This window comes from Bacteroidales bacterium, assembly GCA_035299085.1.
Classification (GTDB): domain Bacteria; phylum Bacteroidota; class Bacteroidia; order Bacteroidales; family UBA10428; genus UBA5072.
Genome location: DATGXG010000045.1, coordinates 152,804 through 168,486 on the forward strand (window position 1 = coordinate 152,804; position 15,683 = coordinate 168,486).

Genomic DNA, 15,683 nt, shown 5'->3' on the forward strand with positions numbered 1-15,683 from the left:
TTATTCCACCAGGGCTTTAAGTGTAAGTTCACTCAATCCATCTGAAATTTTCACCAGGTATAAGCCCGGATTGGCTGCGAAAGTCTTAAACAGATAACTTTCATTTCCGGCTATTCCGGAGTCAATGGTTATACCGGCCAAATTTACAATCGATATTGCTACTTTATGATGTTCCGGATTTCTCAATTCTACAGTAATTGAACCACGACCGGGATTCGGACGGATGGTCGCCGAAAATGACTGTGATTGCTCATCCGGATTTTCGGTTACAGTGCAGGTTCCGGGCATATTTGCATCAAGCCACTCAATCCGGTTGAGTATCCAGGTTCTCAGGTAGTTCACATCTTCGAAGTAGCTGTTACCTACAAAAGCATTGGGCCATACGTACATACCGTGAATCGGCCACTGTGTAAAATTTCGGTTCTGTGCATCTCCGATAGAATCAGTATATGCATTTATTATATCGGAAATCGATTCGTCGGAAAGGACCCCTTCACGGAGAGCTGACCATCTGCATTTCAGATTGTCGGTAAAATAACTGTCCAACATAAATCGTGTCCACCACAAGGGTGTTCCCCATCCGTCTGCTATTATCGGGTAATTCCATCCTTCAGTTACCGAAGCATCATAATAATCAGCGTTTCCGAAAGCAAGGTCATAATCCCAAACCGGTCCCATATGAATACGCGGATCCCTGTCATCCCTGTCTTTATATAAAAATGTGCTTAACCTGTAGCCATCCACATTCTTGCTCATTTCAACCAGGATAAAATAATCAATGAAAGAAATGACATCAATATAGGGCCTGTATCCGGTGTAAGGATCCCTGTAATTCTGCGCAAACAAGGCATCCTCAAAATGAGTGACTTTGTTTTTGATATAATTCATCTGAACAGGAAGGATGTTTTCCCATTTAGGGTAGTGCCAGGCAAAAAATGGTCCTATCCCCTGGCTGCCACTGCCCAGGTGCGGTGAATACCACCCGTCGAGATAGCTGCCGTCAGCTGAACGGTCGATTTTAATTATATAGCCTCCTGTGAGGTCATATCCGGATATATCCGTACTGTCGAGCACAGCAATATTTACCCGGTTACTGTCGCGCTTGATTTTTTCCATCATCACGTAAACACCCTGGTACTGGTTGTCAACAAAAAGTTCGCAAAACCTGGTTCTCGGGGCATAATGGCCCATCCGTCTGGATAAATCGTACGCCAGTTTATTTCTTACGAGCGACTTATCTGAATATGGCCCGTGCATGACCCAGTCGGCTTCCACAGGCATTCCAAGCAGTGAAACAGCGGAATCAGTTCCTGATATTGTTCTCGTTTCAAATCCGTAATTTTTTTTGGGAAACATCATGGATGAGGAGCCCCTGTATTCTATTCCGGCTTTGCCTTTATAGCCATTCCACGGATCATCGGGTTTATTCAGATTTCCTGCGCCATTATCCACAATGCCGAAGTCAACCATCACCTTAACCTCTGATCCGATACTTGTTCCGTTTGTTTTAACCATAACAAGCGGCAGAGTGGATCCCTGGAACCCGGTATACGGTGCAGCAAACCAATACGGCACATCCCTGTAAATACGATCTGTAGTTGTAATGCCTGCTGATAAATATGGTATACAGCTGAGGTCACTTGAAGCACTGCCAAAATTATTGACCTGGATGGCAAGGATATTTTGTCCGTTTTTTAAACAGGAAGCCAGTTTTTGTTTTGAAATAAGGAAGGATGGAGGTACCTGTCCCTGGTAAATGACCGCTTCATGATCGGTGGTCGGTTGTGAAAATGCCGGATCATCACCAGCATTGCCCATATTGAAGCGTACAACCTCTGTACCGTTGATCCAGGCTATGAAACCATCATCATAGTCCATGTTAAGTACAGCTGTTGCAATAAGCGAAGTATCGGTAACATCAAAAGCAATTCTGATCTGAATAGAAACAGGATAAGGCGGATTCGGAACTACGGTGGCATCATCATTATCGGCATATCCGAAACCTCCTGGTCCCCGGAGCCATGAAGAATCGTCAAAAGAAGGCAGATACCAACCGGCATCCGGGTATGTACCGGTATTAATATTATAACGCCAGGTGTCGTCCGCATAAATGATGGACTCCCAGTGATCAGCTACCTGTGAAAATGCGTGGTTCAGTAAGAAAATAGTGAGGACAGAGCAAAATAGTATTTGTTTCCGCATAAAATGAGATTGAAATACCTATCGTACGAAAATCTGATCAATAAGTCTCGTATTTATAAGTTTTCTTAGAGAGAATATGATTGCTTCCATCATACACTGTTTTTTCAGTCTTCAGATTTTTATCATACACATAAACGATGATCTTTATCTTTTTGCCTGAAGGATCAAGCTCTGTCTCCTGGGTCTTATTGTTGTTTTCATCATACTTATAGGTGAAATGCCTGTCAATTTTACCTTCCTTGTATTCTATCTCTTCAATTAAATTTCCTTTCTGATCATAAGTAACCATGCTTTCCAAGTTTACTTTGCCGGCAGTTCCCTTTTCCCATTTCTGTTCATATGTTTTAATGGTTTTGAGATTATTATTTACGGCTTTTTTGTCCTGTGCCTGAATACCAACCGGCCAGAAGATTGCCAGTGCGATGATGAAAATTTTATTCATGATGGTTAAATTTTAGCTGACGATGATACGAAGAAATAAGCAGGAATTCAAAAAAGATATCACCAGTATTTCTTTTGTAAAAGATGAAAATGTAAATTTGATAAAAGCCTTAATTTTTATTTTATGACAAAGATAGCCATGCTGGGTGCCGGTTTTATCGGCGATTTTTATACGTTTTCACTTCACGGTCAGCGAAGCCGTGACCGGGTTGAAATTATTTACTCAAGAGATGACGCCAGGGGCAAAGCATTTGCTATGAAGCACGGTATTCCCAAATGGACGACATCCATGAAAGCTGCTGTAGAAGACCCTGACATAGATATTGTAGTTATAGCGCTTCCTAATAATCTTCACCTTGAAGCGGTGAAACTGGCAGCTGCCGCCCGGAAAGCCGTTCTCTGCACAAAACCATTGGGATGCAATGCCGATGAAGCAAAGCAGATGCTGGATGCAGCTGAGAAAGCAGGTATTATGCACGGTTACCTTGAAGACCTGGTTTATACGCCCAAAACACTGAAAGCGGTACAATCAGTGCGCTCAGGAGCTATCGGACAGGTTACATGGGCAAGATCAAGAGAAACACACCCCGGCCCGCACAGTGCGTGGTTCTGGACAAAAGACATATCCGGCGGTGGAGTTTTGCTCGATATGGGTTGCCATTGCATCGAAATATCCAGGAATTACATTGGAAAAAATATAAGACCGGTTGAAGTGATGTGCTGGGCTGATACCCTTGTTAAACCCATCGAAGCCGAGGACAATGCACTGGGTTGGGTAAAATATGAAAACGGAGCCATTGGCCAGTTTGAAGTCAGCTGGTCATTCAGAGGCGGTATGGATCTGCGTGATGAAGTGATGGGAACAGAAGGCACCATTTGGGTAAACAATTTTATGAGAACCGGGTTTGAAATGTTCACTGCAGGCGGAAAGGGCAGTTATGTAGCTGAAAAAGCAGAGACTGAAAAGGGATGGCTTTTCCCTGTTGGTGACGAAGTGGTTGAGCTGGGTTATACCGATATGTTTACTGACATGTTCAGCTCATTTGAAAATAAAAAGGAACCCAAAGAAACATTTTATGATGGCTACATTGTGAATGAGATTATGGATGCCTGTTACCGGTCATCCAGATCAAAGAAATGGGAACCTGTAAAAACCGAAATCTGGCTGGGAAATGAAAAAACGGATCCCATCAACGCATTGAAAGAATTTGATGCAAATCACCTTCTTGTAAAGCAGGAAACCTTACCCGACGGCAAGGTGAAATTGATCCTTAAGCATAAAAATACCGGTGTTATAAGTCAGAGGTTTGTTTGAGGTTTGAGGTTTGAGGTTTGAGGTTTGGGTTAAACTTCGTTAATCTTAAATCAGTTACCTATACCCTTCAAGGGTGTCTTTTATTTCTGTAACTCTCTATCTACTGATATTATAAAAGGAATCGGTACCCTTCAAGGGTGAAACCATTTGGAGAATAAAAATAATATTCGTTACTTTGTCATTCAAAGTACTTTTTATGGCACAAAATAAGGAACCCATACAGCAGCTAAATGAAATCCGCGATTTGATGGAACGCTCATCGAGATTCATTTCGTTGAGCGGTTTATCAGGCATTTCAGCAGGAATTATTGCCCTTATCGGCACAGTGGCAGTTTATATATACCTTGATTATAATCTTGAGTTTTTCAACTTAAGGGATTTTGAACCGGGCGACTATCGCTGGTTATATATCCTTGCCGGTGCCCTTGTAGTCCTTGTTGTTGCACTCATTGCAGCAGTCTTTTTTACCACTCGCAGAGCCAGGAGCAAGGGACTGAAGGTATGGGACCGGACCGCCCGCCGGCTTGTGATTAATCTGTGCCTGCCGCTTGCTACAGGCGGAATCTTTTGCGGCCTGCTTGCCTATTATGGACTTTTTTTCCTCATCCTACCGTCAACCCTGATTTATTACGGTCTGGCCCTTTTAAATGCAGGAAAGTACACTTTTAACGAAATCAGGCTGCTAGGGATTTTTGAAACAGTCCTGGGACTTATCTCAGGATTTTTACCCGATTATGCCCTGCTTATCTGGGCTTTCGGATTCGGGTTTCTACATATAGTTTACGGTTCGTTCATGTATAACCGCTACGAAAAATCTGAATCGTGAAAGAGATTATTTCAAAGCTGAATAAGCAGTTCGAAAACCGTATACGATTAGGCATAATGTCAATCCTTATGGTTAACGACACGATTGACTTCATCAGCCTGCGCGAACTGCTGGATGTGACTGATGGTAACCTGGCCAGTCACCTCACCGCGCTTGAAAAGAACGGTCTTATTGAAGTGCATAAGCAGTTCGTTGGTAAAAAACCAAATACAACATTCAGTGTGACAGACTATGGCCGGAAAGCCTTTTCAGAACATCTTGAAAACTTATCAAAATTATTAACCAAAAAATAATTCTATTTTTTTATTCATTCACTCTGTATTTCAAAGTACTTTTAAAATTAAAATTATGGAAACATTAGAAAAATCAGTGAGCGGTTTCTTCAGCTCCGTCGGATTCAAGCTCGGACTTATCGGTTTTCTTTCTCTTCTTCTGCTGATTCCTGCAGCGATGATTCTTGACCTGATCAGGGAACGGCAGCAGCGCCGGACAGAAACCATCAATGAAGTATCGTCGTCATGGGGAAATTCACAGACTATTACAGGTCCCGTTTTAACCATTCCTTATCAGAGCCTTCATAAGAATGGTAAGGAGTCCTACACTGTTACGGAATATGCCCATTTTTTGCCGGATAACCTTACTGTTGAGGGTACAGTATTACCGGAGGAACGGCACAGGGGAATATATACTGTAACCTTATATAATGCAAGGCTTCATGTGAAAGGACACTTCTCAGCCCTCGACCTGAAAAACCTGAATCTGAATCTGGCTGGCAGGAATAAGGCGTATATTGAAATCGGCATACCCGATATGCGGGGTATAAATAAGAACATTAGTATCCAATGGGGCGATACAACGGTTCCTGTTATTCCCGGCTTGAAAACCAACGATTTCGCTGAATCCGGGATTCACGCGATAGTAATGGCTGATCCTTCGTCAGGAGCTGAGTTTTCCTTTGATCTTGACCTGAATGGAAGCCAGTCGGTTAATTTTGTCCCCATCGGAAAAGAAACCAGTGTTCATCTTACTTCTCCATGGTCATCTCCAAGCTTCAGCGGATCATTTCTTCCGGATAGCAATAAGGTGAATGAAAAAGGATTCGAAGCAACCTGGAATATCCTGGAAATTAACAGAAATTATCCCCAGCAGTGGATCAACAATAACTATTCAATTAAAGAATCCGCTTTCGGTGTTGACTTACTAACACCGGTGGACACTTACCAGAAATCAGAACGTTCGGCAAAGTATGCCATACTTTTTATCGGCCTAACTTTTCTTGTATTCTTTTTCGCAGAAATTATGACCGGCATCCGTGTTCACCCTGTGAGTTACATTTTATCAGGTTTTGCGTTAACCATATTCTATTCGTTGCTCATAGCCCTGGCGGAGTATTTACCTTTCAATCTATCCTATTTTGTGGCTGCGCTTGTAATCCTTATGATGATGGGCCTGTACACACACTCGATCTATAGAATCAGGAAGGTAACCCTTACGGTTTGCCTGGCACTAATATCGCTGTATACCTTTTTGTTTGTCATTCTGCAGCTTTCGGATTATTCACTGCTTTTCGGAAATATTGGCCTAATAATCATTCTCGGGATTATTATGTATTTCTCAAGAAAAATAGACTGGTATTCCACGACTAAAAAAAGAGTATGATGAATGCATTCCGTTTATTTTATTTGCTGCTTTTCTTTGGAATTACAGCAGGCTGCAAGAATCAGATCATCGGCCTCAATGAAAGCATACGCCATGACGATTTCGAGTACAGCGTTACAGGTTTTGAAAAGGCCGATTCTATTCAATCGGAAAAATCATGGATATATCCGGCAGGCCGGTTTGTTATTGTTCACTACAGAGTTCAGAACAACGCACTCAGAGTGGATCATAAATGGGATAATACAATTGCCTATGTGATGACTGAAAAAGGAAGCATATTTGAAAACAACACTGCTTTGCAGAAGACCTATAATTCATTACATCCATTTAACTGGCAAAAGGAATATATCACGGAACATGGAGATTCACAGGAAACCATATTAATATTTGATGTTCCGCGAAATGCAAAGAATCTTTACGTGATGGTCCGAGGATATATGCTCATGGGTGACGTGCTGAATCTGAATGAATTCAAGAGGATCAGGATAAAACTATACTGACGACAGCTTACTGCAGAAGAATAATTAACTTCGCGCAGTTATTGTATGACAGTCATGCTTCAGCAATTCCTGCAATACCTTGATTCGATATGCAAGGGACATAACAGCGGAAGATTCTTGCTCACCGTAAGTGGTGGCATCGATTCCGCTGTTATGTCCCATCTTTTTCATTCCGCCGGATTGCCGTTCGCCATAGCCCATTGTAATTTCGCCCTTCGTGGCGCTGAATCCGATGGTGACGAAAAATTTGTCCGGGAGTTGGCAGTGCAGTATAACGTACCTTTTTATTCACGCCGGTTTCAAACATCCGAATATGCCACTGATAAAGGAATTTCAATCCAGATGGCAGCCCGCGACCTCCGGTATGAGTGGTTCACAACCCTTTCAGGTGAATACAACTACGATTATATAGCTACTGGTCATAATAAAAATGATGTGGTTGAAACCATGCTGCTCAATTTATCCAGAGGAACCGGTTTAAGGGGATTGATGGGCATAAAACCGGTTAATGGCCTTATCATTAGACCTCTGTTATTTGCAACAAGGGCTGACATTGAAAAATACGCCGGTGAACATAATCTTCGATGGCGCGATGATTCATCCAATGAACAAACCAAGTATCACAGGAACAAAATACGGCATCTGATTATTCCTGCTTTTGAATCGATTAATCCCGCGTTTCTCCAGAATGCCCTGGATACAATAGATCGTGTGCAGCAGACAGGCGTTATACTTGATCATTTTATTGCGCAGGCTAAAGAAAAGTTGTGGAATGAAAAGGATGACAGGATACTGATTGATATAGAAGGATTAAAACAATTACCAGCTTATGAACTGATCCTGTTTGAATTTCTTAAGCCATTCGGAATTACTCATCTGAACCAGGATGCATTGATCAGGACGCTTGATTGTTCCGCTTCGGGAAAGCAATTTCATACCGGTTCACATATTCTCACCCGTGACAGGGATTATCTGATTGTCACAAAGAATAAGAATCATCAAAACGCTGAAGTGATGATTCATGAAAACACATCTGAAATCCGTTTTCCTCTATCTATTAAACTCACAAGGATAAAAAAAACGGACGATTTTACGATACCGGTAAGTCCAAAAACTGCTGCGTTGGATGCTGACCTGATCCGATTTCCAATACTAGTTAGAAAATGGACCCATGGCGACCGTTTTTATCCTCTTGGTTCAAACGGTTCTAAAAAACTGAGTGACTTTCTGATCAACATTAAGCTTCCGCTTCCCGACAAAGATAACGTGTGGGTAATTGAATCAGAAGGAAAAATAGCATGGATAGTGAACCTAAGAATTGATGACAGGTTTAAGATAACTGAACAAACGCAAAATATTCTTATAATTGAATTGCAGTAATTCTTCTTTATGGAAAAATTGAACAGTATAGAAAAAAGCTGGGTGGCATCTTTTGAAAGTTCGAATGCAAAACGAATGATGCAGGCCATCATGGAAGTTCGCAATTCGGGTTCAATCAATATTCTTCCTGTGCTTTTTGAGCAGCTGCACAGGAACGATTTCCCCGTAATAAGCAATGAGATTATTAAAATGATCAGTGAGATTAAGTCGCAAAATGCTGTTCCGGTCATAGCCAAATCCCTTCAAAACAAGGATTATGGTGACAACCAGAAGGACATCATTGCTGCGTGCTGGCAGTCGGGACTCGATTTCAGTAAATTCCTGGATGTTTTCACAGGCCTTTTTATCAGCGGAAATTACGAAACCGCTCTTGAAGCCTTTACAGTTATTGAAGAGTCATTGCCCAATGCCGGGGATGAAGAAATACACCAATGCATTCATATTCTCAAAGACTCGGAGAATATAATAGCCGAAGAAAAAATGCCACTGTTCAGGGAGCTTCGTAAGGTTGTTGAAAGTTACTGATGTTCCGAAAAGTACTTCATGAACTGTGATCTCTCATAAAGTGCAGGATTGCCGTTATTTTTATAATTGAGTTTTCCACGGAACTGTTCAATGGATGAAAATCCTTTTGAATCCATCCAGGAGCTTATTTCACTGTTTATTTGCTTAATGTATTCGGCACCTTTCTCATAAATTACCGAACAAACCTGCACTGCCTTTGCCCCTGCCAGAATTTGCTTTATTGCCGCTTCACCGTCATGCACGCCACCTGATGCTGCAATGTGGATTTTTTCCACTTTATCTGAAATGATGCCGATCCACCTGAGGGATTGTCTTATATCTGCCGGTTTGCTAAATACCGCGGAAGAAGTGATTTCCAACTTATTCACATCGATATCCGGCTCATAGAAACGATTGAACAGAACCACACCGCTTGCTCCCCTTACGTATAAATTATTGACGGTATGAACCAGGTTGGTGAAATGACTGCTCATTTTCACAGCAATGGGAAATTTGGTTATCGACCTTACCTTAATAAGGATGTCGTTGTATAAATTTTCAATACTCTCTGACGATTGGCCTGAATCTGAAGCCAGAAAGAATACGTTCAGTTCAAGAGCATCAGCACCTGCACTTTCAATATTCCTGGCATAGGAAACCCAGTCACGCAAACTCATGCAATTAATACTTGCAATTACAGGGATACTTACAGTCTTTTTAGCTTTTTCGATCAGTTTCAGATATTCTTCCACAGAATTGGCTTTTGAATATCCTGTAATATAATCGTGAGCTTCGGGTGACAGTCCGTCCTCAACCAGTCTTCCTGAATCATAGTTTATCTGTTCCTCAAAAAGAGATTTAAGAACTACTGCACCTGCGCCATATTGTTCATACTTCAAAATTTTCTCCGGAGAATTGGTCAGACCGGAGCTACTAATGATCAAAGGGCTTTTAAGGCCCATACCAAGATAATTTGTGGTGATATCCGCCATGATTTAAAGATTATAGTTTCTTTCCCCGAATATTGAGGTTCCGATCCTGACCATTGTTGACCCGGCATCAATTGCCAGTTTATAGTCGCCCGACATACCCATTGACAGCTCGGAAAACATGGTATTTGTAGTGAACCACTTTTCACGAATAACCTTAAAAAAGGATGCCAATTGATCGAATTCCTGTCTGACCTGTATTTCATCATCCGTAAAAGTGGCCATGCCCATCAGGCCCCTGATGCGAATATGCGATGCTTTTTTATATTCATCAGAATTCAGCAGTGAAGAAGCCTCATCAAAACTCAATCCGAATTTCGATTCCTCGCTTGCTATGTGAATCTGTAAAAGACAGTCGACAATACGGTTTATTTTAGCGGCTTCCCTGTTGATATCAACCAGCAGTTTAAGGCTGTCGACCGAATGGATAAGATGAATCCGGGAAATGATATATTTGATCTTGTTACTTTGGAGATGTCCGATCATATGCCATTCCACATCATCAGGCATAAGAGGTTGCTTTTGAATGATTTCCTGTACTTTATTTTCACCAAAGGCACGCTGACCTGCATTATAAGCAGTGAGCAGATCAGTAACAGGTCTTGTTTTAGACACTGCGATGATCTCAACGTTCTGAGGAATGGCTTTCCTGAGGGAGGTTATGTTCTCTGCTATACCCATTTCATAGTGTGTATAACAAATTTAATTAAAAAAGGGGTCTGTACAAAAAGAGAATACTGAATACGTTGAGGTATTCAGTATTCGGTATTTGGTATTCGGCGTTCGGTTTCGTAGAGACGCACGGCCGTGCGTCTCTACTACAGGCCCACGTCTTTAAAGATCTATTTCTTCCAAAGCTTTTCCATCTCCTCAAGCGTTTTGCCTTTGGTTTCAGGAACCATTTTCCAGACGAATATGAATGAAAGAATGCTCATAGCACCATAAAACCAATAGGTTCCTGCGCTGCTTAATTCCATCATGGCAGGGTAAGTGGATGAAATAAGATAGTTGGCCGCCCATTGTGCCGCTACGGCAATAGCAACAGCGCGTCCCCTGATCTTATTCGGGAATATCTCGGATATCAGTACCCAGCATATCGGTCCCCACGACATCATGAATGAAGCAGTATAGATAATAATGAAAATAAGTGTACCTATACCGATTACATTAAAAAATGCAAGGGCGCCGATGGCGAACATACCAATGGCCATGCCTATGGATCCAACCATCAGCAATGGTTTCCGGCCCCATTTGTCGACTGTAATTATAGCAAGAACTGTAAATATTACATTTACCAATCCCATAACCACAGTCTGCATCATAGAGGTATCTTTTCCTGATCCCATGCTTTCAAAAATTCTGGGAGCATAATACAGGGCCACATTAATTCCAACAAACTGCTGGAACACCGAGAGCAGGATTCCTATGATAATTACAATCTTACCATAAGAGAACAGCTTTCCTGAAGATTTTTCAACTGTATCTTTGATCTCCCTGAAAATGTCCTTTGCCCTTTCGGCGCCGTTAATTTTTGTGAGAACATCAAGCGCTTTCCCGTCATGACCTAAAAGTGCCATAAAACGTGGACTTTCGGGCACAAAAAGAAGCAAGATACCGAATAATCCTGCAGGAACGGCGTTGGAGAAGAACATCCATCTCCAGCCAATGCTGTCAATCCATTCGATGGTTTTACCATGGGCAATACCCCAGTTCACAAAATACACAACCAGCATTCCGAATATGATGGCAAACTGGTTCCACGATACAAGTCTTCCCCTTATATCCGCAGGTGCAATTTCTCCAATATACATGGGTACAACCGCTGATGCAAGTCCAACCCCTATCCCACCGATGATACGATAAAAGTTGAACATAAAGAGGACTCCGAGAGTTGGTACACCTTTGGTGAAAAACAGGAATTCAGGGTATCCTGAACCCAAAGCAGATATAAAGAACAAAGCTGATGAAAGCAGCATGGTTCTCTTTCTGCCCAATCGTGAAGAAAGCACTCCGGAGAAAATTCCACCAATGATGCAACCGATCAGTGCGCTTGAAATTGTAGCCCCATGAATCCATGAGTTCAATCCAAGGCTCGTGATCAGGTAGGTCTGCAGGGACTTTTCAGCCCCGGATATAACTGCAGTGTCATACCCGAACAGCAGACCTCCCAGGGTTGCAACCAGTGTCAGGCTATAAATGTAAACTACGTTGCGACCTTTCATGTTTTGAGAATCAAATGTACATGTTTATCAATGCCTCATAAAGCTCCTGTTTACCGCTGATCAGCTTAGGTTCGCCATTTTTCTGAGCGAGGGCAGCAAGATCTTCGAGGGTAAATTTGCCTTCTTCAAAAGCTTTTCCATTGCCTTTGTCGAATGAAGCATAACGGTCTTTGCGCATTTTGAGGTACGGTGATTTCTCCATGATATTATTTGCAATTGTAAGAGCCCTTGCAAATGCGTCCATGGCAGAAATATGAGCGATGAAAAGATCCTCGAGATCCGTTGAATTTCTGCGGATTTTTGCGTCAAAGTTTGTTCCGCCGCCCTGTAAGCCACCTGCCTCAAGAATTACAAGCATAGCCTCAGTCAGTTCATAAAGGTCAATGGGGAACTGGTCTGTATCCCATCCGTTGAAAGCATCACCGCGGTTTGCATCAATACTGCCCAGCATTCCGGCATCAGCAGCTACCTGCAGATCGTGCTGGAAGCTATGGCCTGCAAGTGTTGCATGGTTAACCTCGATATTCAGTTTGAAATCCTTGTCAAGTCCGTAATTGCGGAGGAATCCAACAACGGTTGCAGCATCAAAATCGTACTGGTGTTTTGTGGGCTCCATGGGTTTGGGTTCAATAAAGAACCAGCCTTTGAAACCATTCTTGCGGGCATAATCCTTAGCCGTATGGAGGAATTTTGCCAGGTGTTCCTGCTCGCGTTTCATATTGGTATTCAGGAGACTCATATAGCCTTCACGACCGCCCCAGAAAACGTAATTCTCGCCGCCAAGAGCTATAGTAGCATCAAGAGCATTTTTTACCTGGAAAGCTGCACAGGTCAGAACATTGAAGTCGGGATTGGTAGCAGCACCGTTCATGTATCGCGGATTTCCGAAAACATTGGCAGTTCCCCACAACAATTTAACTCCTGATTCCTTTTGTTTTTTACCTGCATAGTCAACCATAGTTTTCAGCCTCTTTTCATAATCTTTGAAAAGATTACCTTCGTCAACCAGGTCTATATCATGGAAACAGTAATACGGAATTCCCATTTTTGTGATGAATTCGAAAGCGGCGTCCATTTTATCCTTGGCATTCTGTATAGGATCGGTGCTTTCGTTCCAGGGCATTGGCCTTGTTTCAGGACCGAACGGATCTCTGCCGCCACCACAGAATGAGTGCCAATAAGCCACTGCAAATTTGAAATGGTCTTTCATTGTTTTCTTGCCAACCTTGCGGTTCTCATCATAACAGCGAAAAGCAAGGGGATTTTTTGATTCCCAGCCTTCGAAATTTATTTTTCCAATACCCGGAAAAAACTCTTTTTTGCCGATTGTTACTTTCATATGAATTGTTTGTTAGGTAATTTTTATTGGTTGTTACTTATTTTCTGGTAAAAATTTATTCAGCATGTCGATCCACTTTTTATAAGCTTCCCTGTATTGCTCAGTTTTTGAAGAATCGGGATTTACAACTGCGATTTTCCTGAGTCCCGAAAAAGCTTCTTTTGCGCTTTTGTAATATCCTGAACCGACTCCCGCTCCTTTCGCTGCACCCTGTGAGCCATCGGTATTATACAGTTCAATGACTGCACCGGATATGCCGGCAAGGGTTTCACGGAAAATGGGACTGAGGAACATATTGGCATGTCCCGCCCGGATAACCGAAGGTTTAATGCCTGTTTGCTTCATGATTTCCATACCATAATGAAAGGCAAACACAATTCCTTCCTGGGCGGCACGGGCAACTGTATTTCTGCTATGCCTGTTGAAATCGATATGACCCAGGTAACAGCCGGGATCAAGGTTTCCAAGCATCCGCTCGGCACCGTTTCCGAAAGGAAGAATAGACAGGTCATCCGAACCTACAGGTACTCCGGAAGCTGCGGCGTTCATTTCATCATAGCCTGCAAATCCTGAATTTTTCTTTACCCATGAATTCAGTATACCGGTGCCATTAATACATAGCAGCACACCAAGCCTTGTCTGATCATTAGTATAATTCACATGGGCAAATGTATTTACACGGGATTGCGGATCATAACGCACCACATCCGACACGCCGTAAACTACGCCTGAAGTTCCGGCTGTTGCAGCAATTTCACCCGGCTCAAGCACATTGAGTGAGAAAGCATTGTTTGGCTGGTCACCGGCGCGGTAGGCAACCGGAATACCTTCAGCAAGGCCGAGTTCATCAGCAGCCCACCGGTTTGTTGTTCCCTGAACAGAAAAGACCGGCTTAATTTCCGGAAGCACGTCATGTGAAAAGCCATAATAATCCATGAGAAAACCGGCAGGCGTCTTTTTACTGAAATCCCAAAACATACCTTCGGACAAACCGGTTACCGTAGTGCAGATTTCGCCTGTAAGCTTCATCGCGATATAATCGCCAGGAAGCATGATTTTATGTATATTTTTAAAGATGGCAGGTTCATTCTGCTTTACCCACATCAGTTTAGAAGCTGTGAAATTACCGGGAGAATTGAGCAGATGACTGAGGCATTTTTCTTCAGTATTATCTTTGAATGCCTTGCTGCCTATTTCAACAGCACGGCTGTCGCACCAGATTATTGAAGGCCGGAGCACCTTATTGTATTTGTCAACACAAACAAGCCCGTGCATCTGGTAAGAGATACCGATGGCTTTGATATCAGAAGGTTTTATACCGGAAGTCCGCAGTACTTCACGGGTTGCCAGTTTCAGGTTATCCCACCACATGGCAGGATCCTGTTCAGCCCAACCGGCTTTCACCGCTATAATAGGCATTTCCTGTTTCGGATAGAAGACTCCTGCAATGCATTCGCCTGTATTGATTTCAACAAGGCTGGCCTTTACGGATGAACTTCCAATGTCGTAACCTAATAAATACATAGTTTAAATTATAATGAGTAAATAATTACAGGTTAAAGCCGCTGATCACTTTGCGGTGTTTTTCATACAGCCTTTTATCGAATTTGTATAACTGTGCCGGTTTGTGATTCACTTCCTTTTCTTTTTCAGACAATGGTGTAAGGAATTCAAGGGGTTTTATTTTCTTTCTGAAATTCCTGTTATCTAATCGTTCACCCAAAATAGCCTCGTAGAGGTTCTGCATTTGCCTTATTGTGAATTTTTTTGGGAGAAGCTCAAAACACACGGGCTCTGTACGGATCTCTTTTCTTAGCGCTTCAAGCGCTTTATGCACTATAAGATTATGGTCGAAGATTAATTCCGGCAACTCATTTACAGTATGCCATATCGTTCTGTCCGTTGTATTGCTTTCCGATATTTTGATCAGTGAATAATAAGCCACCGTAACAACCCTTTCCACTAAAAGTCCGCTTGTTTTTCTAAGCCAGTTTAGATCTTCAGGCGGCGAAAGCCGGTTAGGGGAACTGAACACCCCGAATTGCTTCAGGAAAATATTGTTTAACCCGGTAAGTTCTTTGAGTGTCCTGGTGGCTGAAAGATCCAACTCCTCTATTTCAGATATCAGGTTGCCCGGTAATTTTAATTTGTGACCTCTTAAATGACTCTTGGGAACCTTTTCTCTTTCAATCAACAATACCTTAAGTTTCTGATCATTGAAACCAAATACAACGCAGTCAACGGATACATGAGGGTTAAGGCTGGTTTCTGTCTTTTTTTTCATGACACCAAATTAAAATAAAAGA

General features: G+C 42.3%; 15 protein-coding genes. 7 read left to right on the plus strand and 8 right to left on the minus strand.

Annotation, left to right across the window (positions count from 1 at the left end):
* Together VK179_14880 and VK179_14885 are read right to left on the minus strand one after the other, a co-directional pair.
* Complete coding sequence (locus VK179_14880; GenBank protein ID HLO60030.1) at positions 1 to 2,202, minus strand: CotH kinase family protein; 2,202 nt, start codon at positions 2,200 to 2,202, stop codon at positions 1 to 3.
* Positions 2,203 to 2,239: 37 nt separating this feature from the next.
* Positions 2,240 to 2,644, minus strand: coding sequence for a hypothetical protein (locus VK179_14885; protein HLO60031.1), 405 nt, complete (start codon positions 2,642 to 2,644; stop codon positions 2,240 to 2,242).
* A 123-nt stretch (positions 2,645 to 2,767) separates the two neighbouring features.
* Here VK179_14885 and VK179_14890 point away from each other — a divergent pair, with 123 nt between their 5' ends.
* The 7 genes from VK179_14890 to VK179_14920 all read left to right on the plus strand — a co-directional run bounded on the left by VK179_14890 (position 2,768) and on the right by VK179_14920 (position 8,848).
* Entirely contained in the window at positions 2,768 to 3,958 is a 1,191-nt protein-coding gene (locus tag VK179_14890; protein HLO60032.1) for a Gfo/Idh/MocA family oxidoreductase, read from the plus strand.
* 196 nt (positions 3,959 to 4,154) lie between these two features.
* Positions 4,155 to 4,784 carry a hypothetical protein gene (locus tag VK179_14895; protein HLO60033.1) on the plus strand — a complete coding sequence of 210 codons (630 nt, stop codon included), beginning with the start codon at positions 4,155 to 4,157 and terminating at the stop codon, positions 4,782 to 4,784.
* Complete coding sequence (locus VK179_14900; protein HLO60034.1) at positions 4,781 to 5,077, plus strand: transcriptional regulator; 297 nt, start codon at positions 4,781 to 4,783, stop codon at positions 5,075 to 5,077. Before VK179_14895 ends, VK179_14900 begins: the two co-directional genes overlap by 4 nt.
* Before the next feature lie 55 nt (positions 5,078 to 5,132).
* Positions 5,133 to 6,443 carry a cell envelope integrity protein CreD gene (creD, locus tag VK179_14905; protein ID HLO60035.1) on the plus strand — a complete coding sequence of 437 codons (1,311 nt, stop codon included), beginning with the start codon at positions 5,133 to 5,135 and terminating at the stop codon, positions 6,441 to 6,443.
* A complete protein-coding gene (locus VK179_14910; protein ID HLO60036.1) occupies positions 6,440 to 6,943 on the plus strand; it encodes a hypothetical protein in 504 nt (167 codons plus the stop codon). The genes creD and VK179_14910 overlap by 4 nt, the downstream gene beginning before the upstream one ends.
* Positions 6,944 to 6,988: 45 nt before the next feature.
* Positions 6,989 to 8,323 (plus strand): tRNA lysidine(34) synthetase TilS, encoded by a 1,335-nt coding sequence (gene tilS, locus VK179_14915; protein HLO60037.1) that lies wholly within the window; start codon positions 6,989 to 6,991, stop codon positions 8,321 to 8,323.
* 9 nt (positions 8,324 to 8,332) lie between these two features.
* Positions 8,333 to 8,848: a hypothetical protein gene (locus VK179_14920; GenBank protein HLO60038.1), complete on the plus strand. Its 516-nt coding sequence runs from the start codon at positions 8,333 to 8,335 to the stop codon at positions 8,846 to 8,848.
* Here VK179_14920 and VK179_14925 read toward each other — a convergent pair.
* The 6 genes from VK179_14925 to VK179_14950 all read right to left on the minus strand — a co-directional run bounded on the left by VK179_14925 (position 8,842) and on the right by VK179_14950 (position 15,661).
* Complete coding sequence (locus VK179_14925) at positions 8,842 to 9,819, minus strand: dihydroorotate dehydrogenase-like protein (protein HLO60039.1); 978 nt, start codon at positions 9,817 to 9,819, stop codon at positions 8,842 to 8,844. The two genes, VK179_14920 and VK179_14925, sit on opposite strands and share 7 nt — an antisense overlap.
* 3 nt (positions 9,820 to 9,822) lie before the next feature.
* A complete protein-coding gene (locus tag VK179_14930) occupies positions 9,823 to 10,497 on the minus strand; it encodes a YggS family pyridoxal phosphate-dependent enzyme (protein HLO60040.1) in 675 nt (224 codons plus the stop codon).
* A gap of 161 nt (positions 10,498 to 10,658) precedes the next feature.
* Positions 10,659 to 12,038, minus strand: a complete 1,380-nt coding sequence (xylE, locus tag VK179_14935) for a D-xylose transporter XylE (protein HLO60041.1) — start codon at positions 12,036 to 12,038, stop codon at positions 10,659 to 10,661.
* Between the two features lie 10 nt (positions 12,039 to 12,048).
* A complete protein-coding gene (gene xylA / locus VK179_14940; GenBank protein ID HLO60042.1) occupies positions 12,049 to 13,377 on the minus strand; it encodes a xylose isomerase in 1,329 nt (442 codons plus the stop codon).
* Between the two features lie 33 nt (positions 13,378 to 13,410).
* Positions 13,411 to 14,901 carry an FGGY family carbohydrate kinase gene (locus tag VK179_14945; protein HLO60043.1) on the minus strand — a complete coding sequence of 497 codons (1,491 nt, stop codon included), beginning with the start codon at positions 14,899 to 14,901 and terminating at the stop codon, positions 13,411 to 13,413.
* A gap of 25 nt (positions 14,902 to 14,926) precedes the next feature.
* Positions 14,927 to 15,661, minus strand: coding sequence for an NUDIX domain-containing protein (locus tag VK179_14950; GenBank protein HLO60044.1), 735 nt, complete (start codon positions 15,659 to 15,661; stop codon positions 14,927 to 14,929).
* Positions 15,662 to 15,683 lie beyond the last annotated feature (22 nt).

Excerpts from the sequence above, each read along its gene's own strand:
- VK179_14910 (HLO60036.1), top strand. The coding sequence starts at position 6,440 with ATGATGAATGCATTCCGTTTATTTTATTTGCTGCTTTTCTTTGGAATT.
- VK179_14925 (HLO60039.1), bottom strand. The coding sequence starts at position 9,819 with ATGGCGGATATCACCACAAATTATCTTGGTATGGGCCTTAAAAGCCCT.
- tilS (HLO60037.1), top strand. The coding sequence starts at position 6,989 with ATGACAGTCATGCTTCAGCAATTCCTGCAATACCTTGATTCGATATGC.
- VK179_14890 (HLO60032.1), top strand. The coding sequence starts at position 2,768 with ATGACAAAGATAGCCATGCTGGGTGCCGGTTTTATCGGCGATTTTTAT.
- VK179_14895 (HLO60033.1), top strand. The coding sequence starts at position 4,155 with ATGGCACAAAATAAGGAACCCATACAGCAGCTAAATGAAATCCGCGAT.
- VK179_14945 (HLO60043.1), bottom strand. The coding sequence starts at position 14,901 with ATGTATTTATTAGGTTACGACATTGGAAGTTCATCCGTAAAGGCCAGC.
- creD (HLO60035.1), top strand. The coding sequence starts at position 5,133 with ATGGAAACATTAGAAAAATCAGTGAGCGGTTTCTTCAGCTCCGTCGGA.
- VK179_14920 (HLO60038.1), top strand. The coding sequence starts at position 8,333 with ATGGAAAAATTGAACAGTATAGAAAAAAGCTGGGTGGCATCTTTTGAA.
- xylE (HLO60041.1), bottom strand. The coding sequence starts at position 12,038 with ATGAAAGGTCGCAACGTAGTTTACATTTATAGCCTGACACTGGTTGCA.
- VK179_14950 (HLO60044.1), bottom strand. The coding sequence starts at position 15,661 with ATGAAAAAAAAGACAGAAACCAGCCTTAACCCTCATGTATCCGTTGAC.
- VK179_14885 (HLO60031.1), bottom strand. The coding sequence starts at position 2,644 with ATGAATAAAATTTTCATCATCGCACTGGCAATCTTCTGGCCGGTTGGT.
- xylA (HLO60042.1), bottom strand. The coding sequence starts at position 13,377 with ATGAAAGTAACAATCGGCAAAAAAGAGTTTTTTCCGGGTATTGGAAAA.
- VK179_14880 (HLO60030.1), bottom strand. The coding sequence starts at position 2,202 with ATGCGGAAACAAATACTATTTTGCTCTGTCCTCACTATTTTCTTACTG.
- VK179_14930 (HLO60040.1), bottom strand. The coding sequence starts at position 10,497 with ATGGGTATAGCAGAGAACATAACCTCCCTCAGGAAAGCCATTCCTCAG.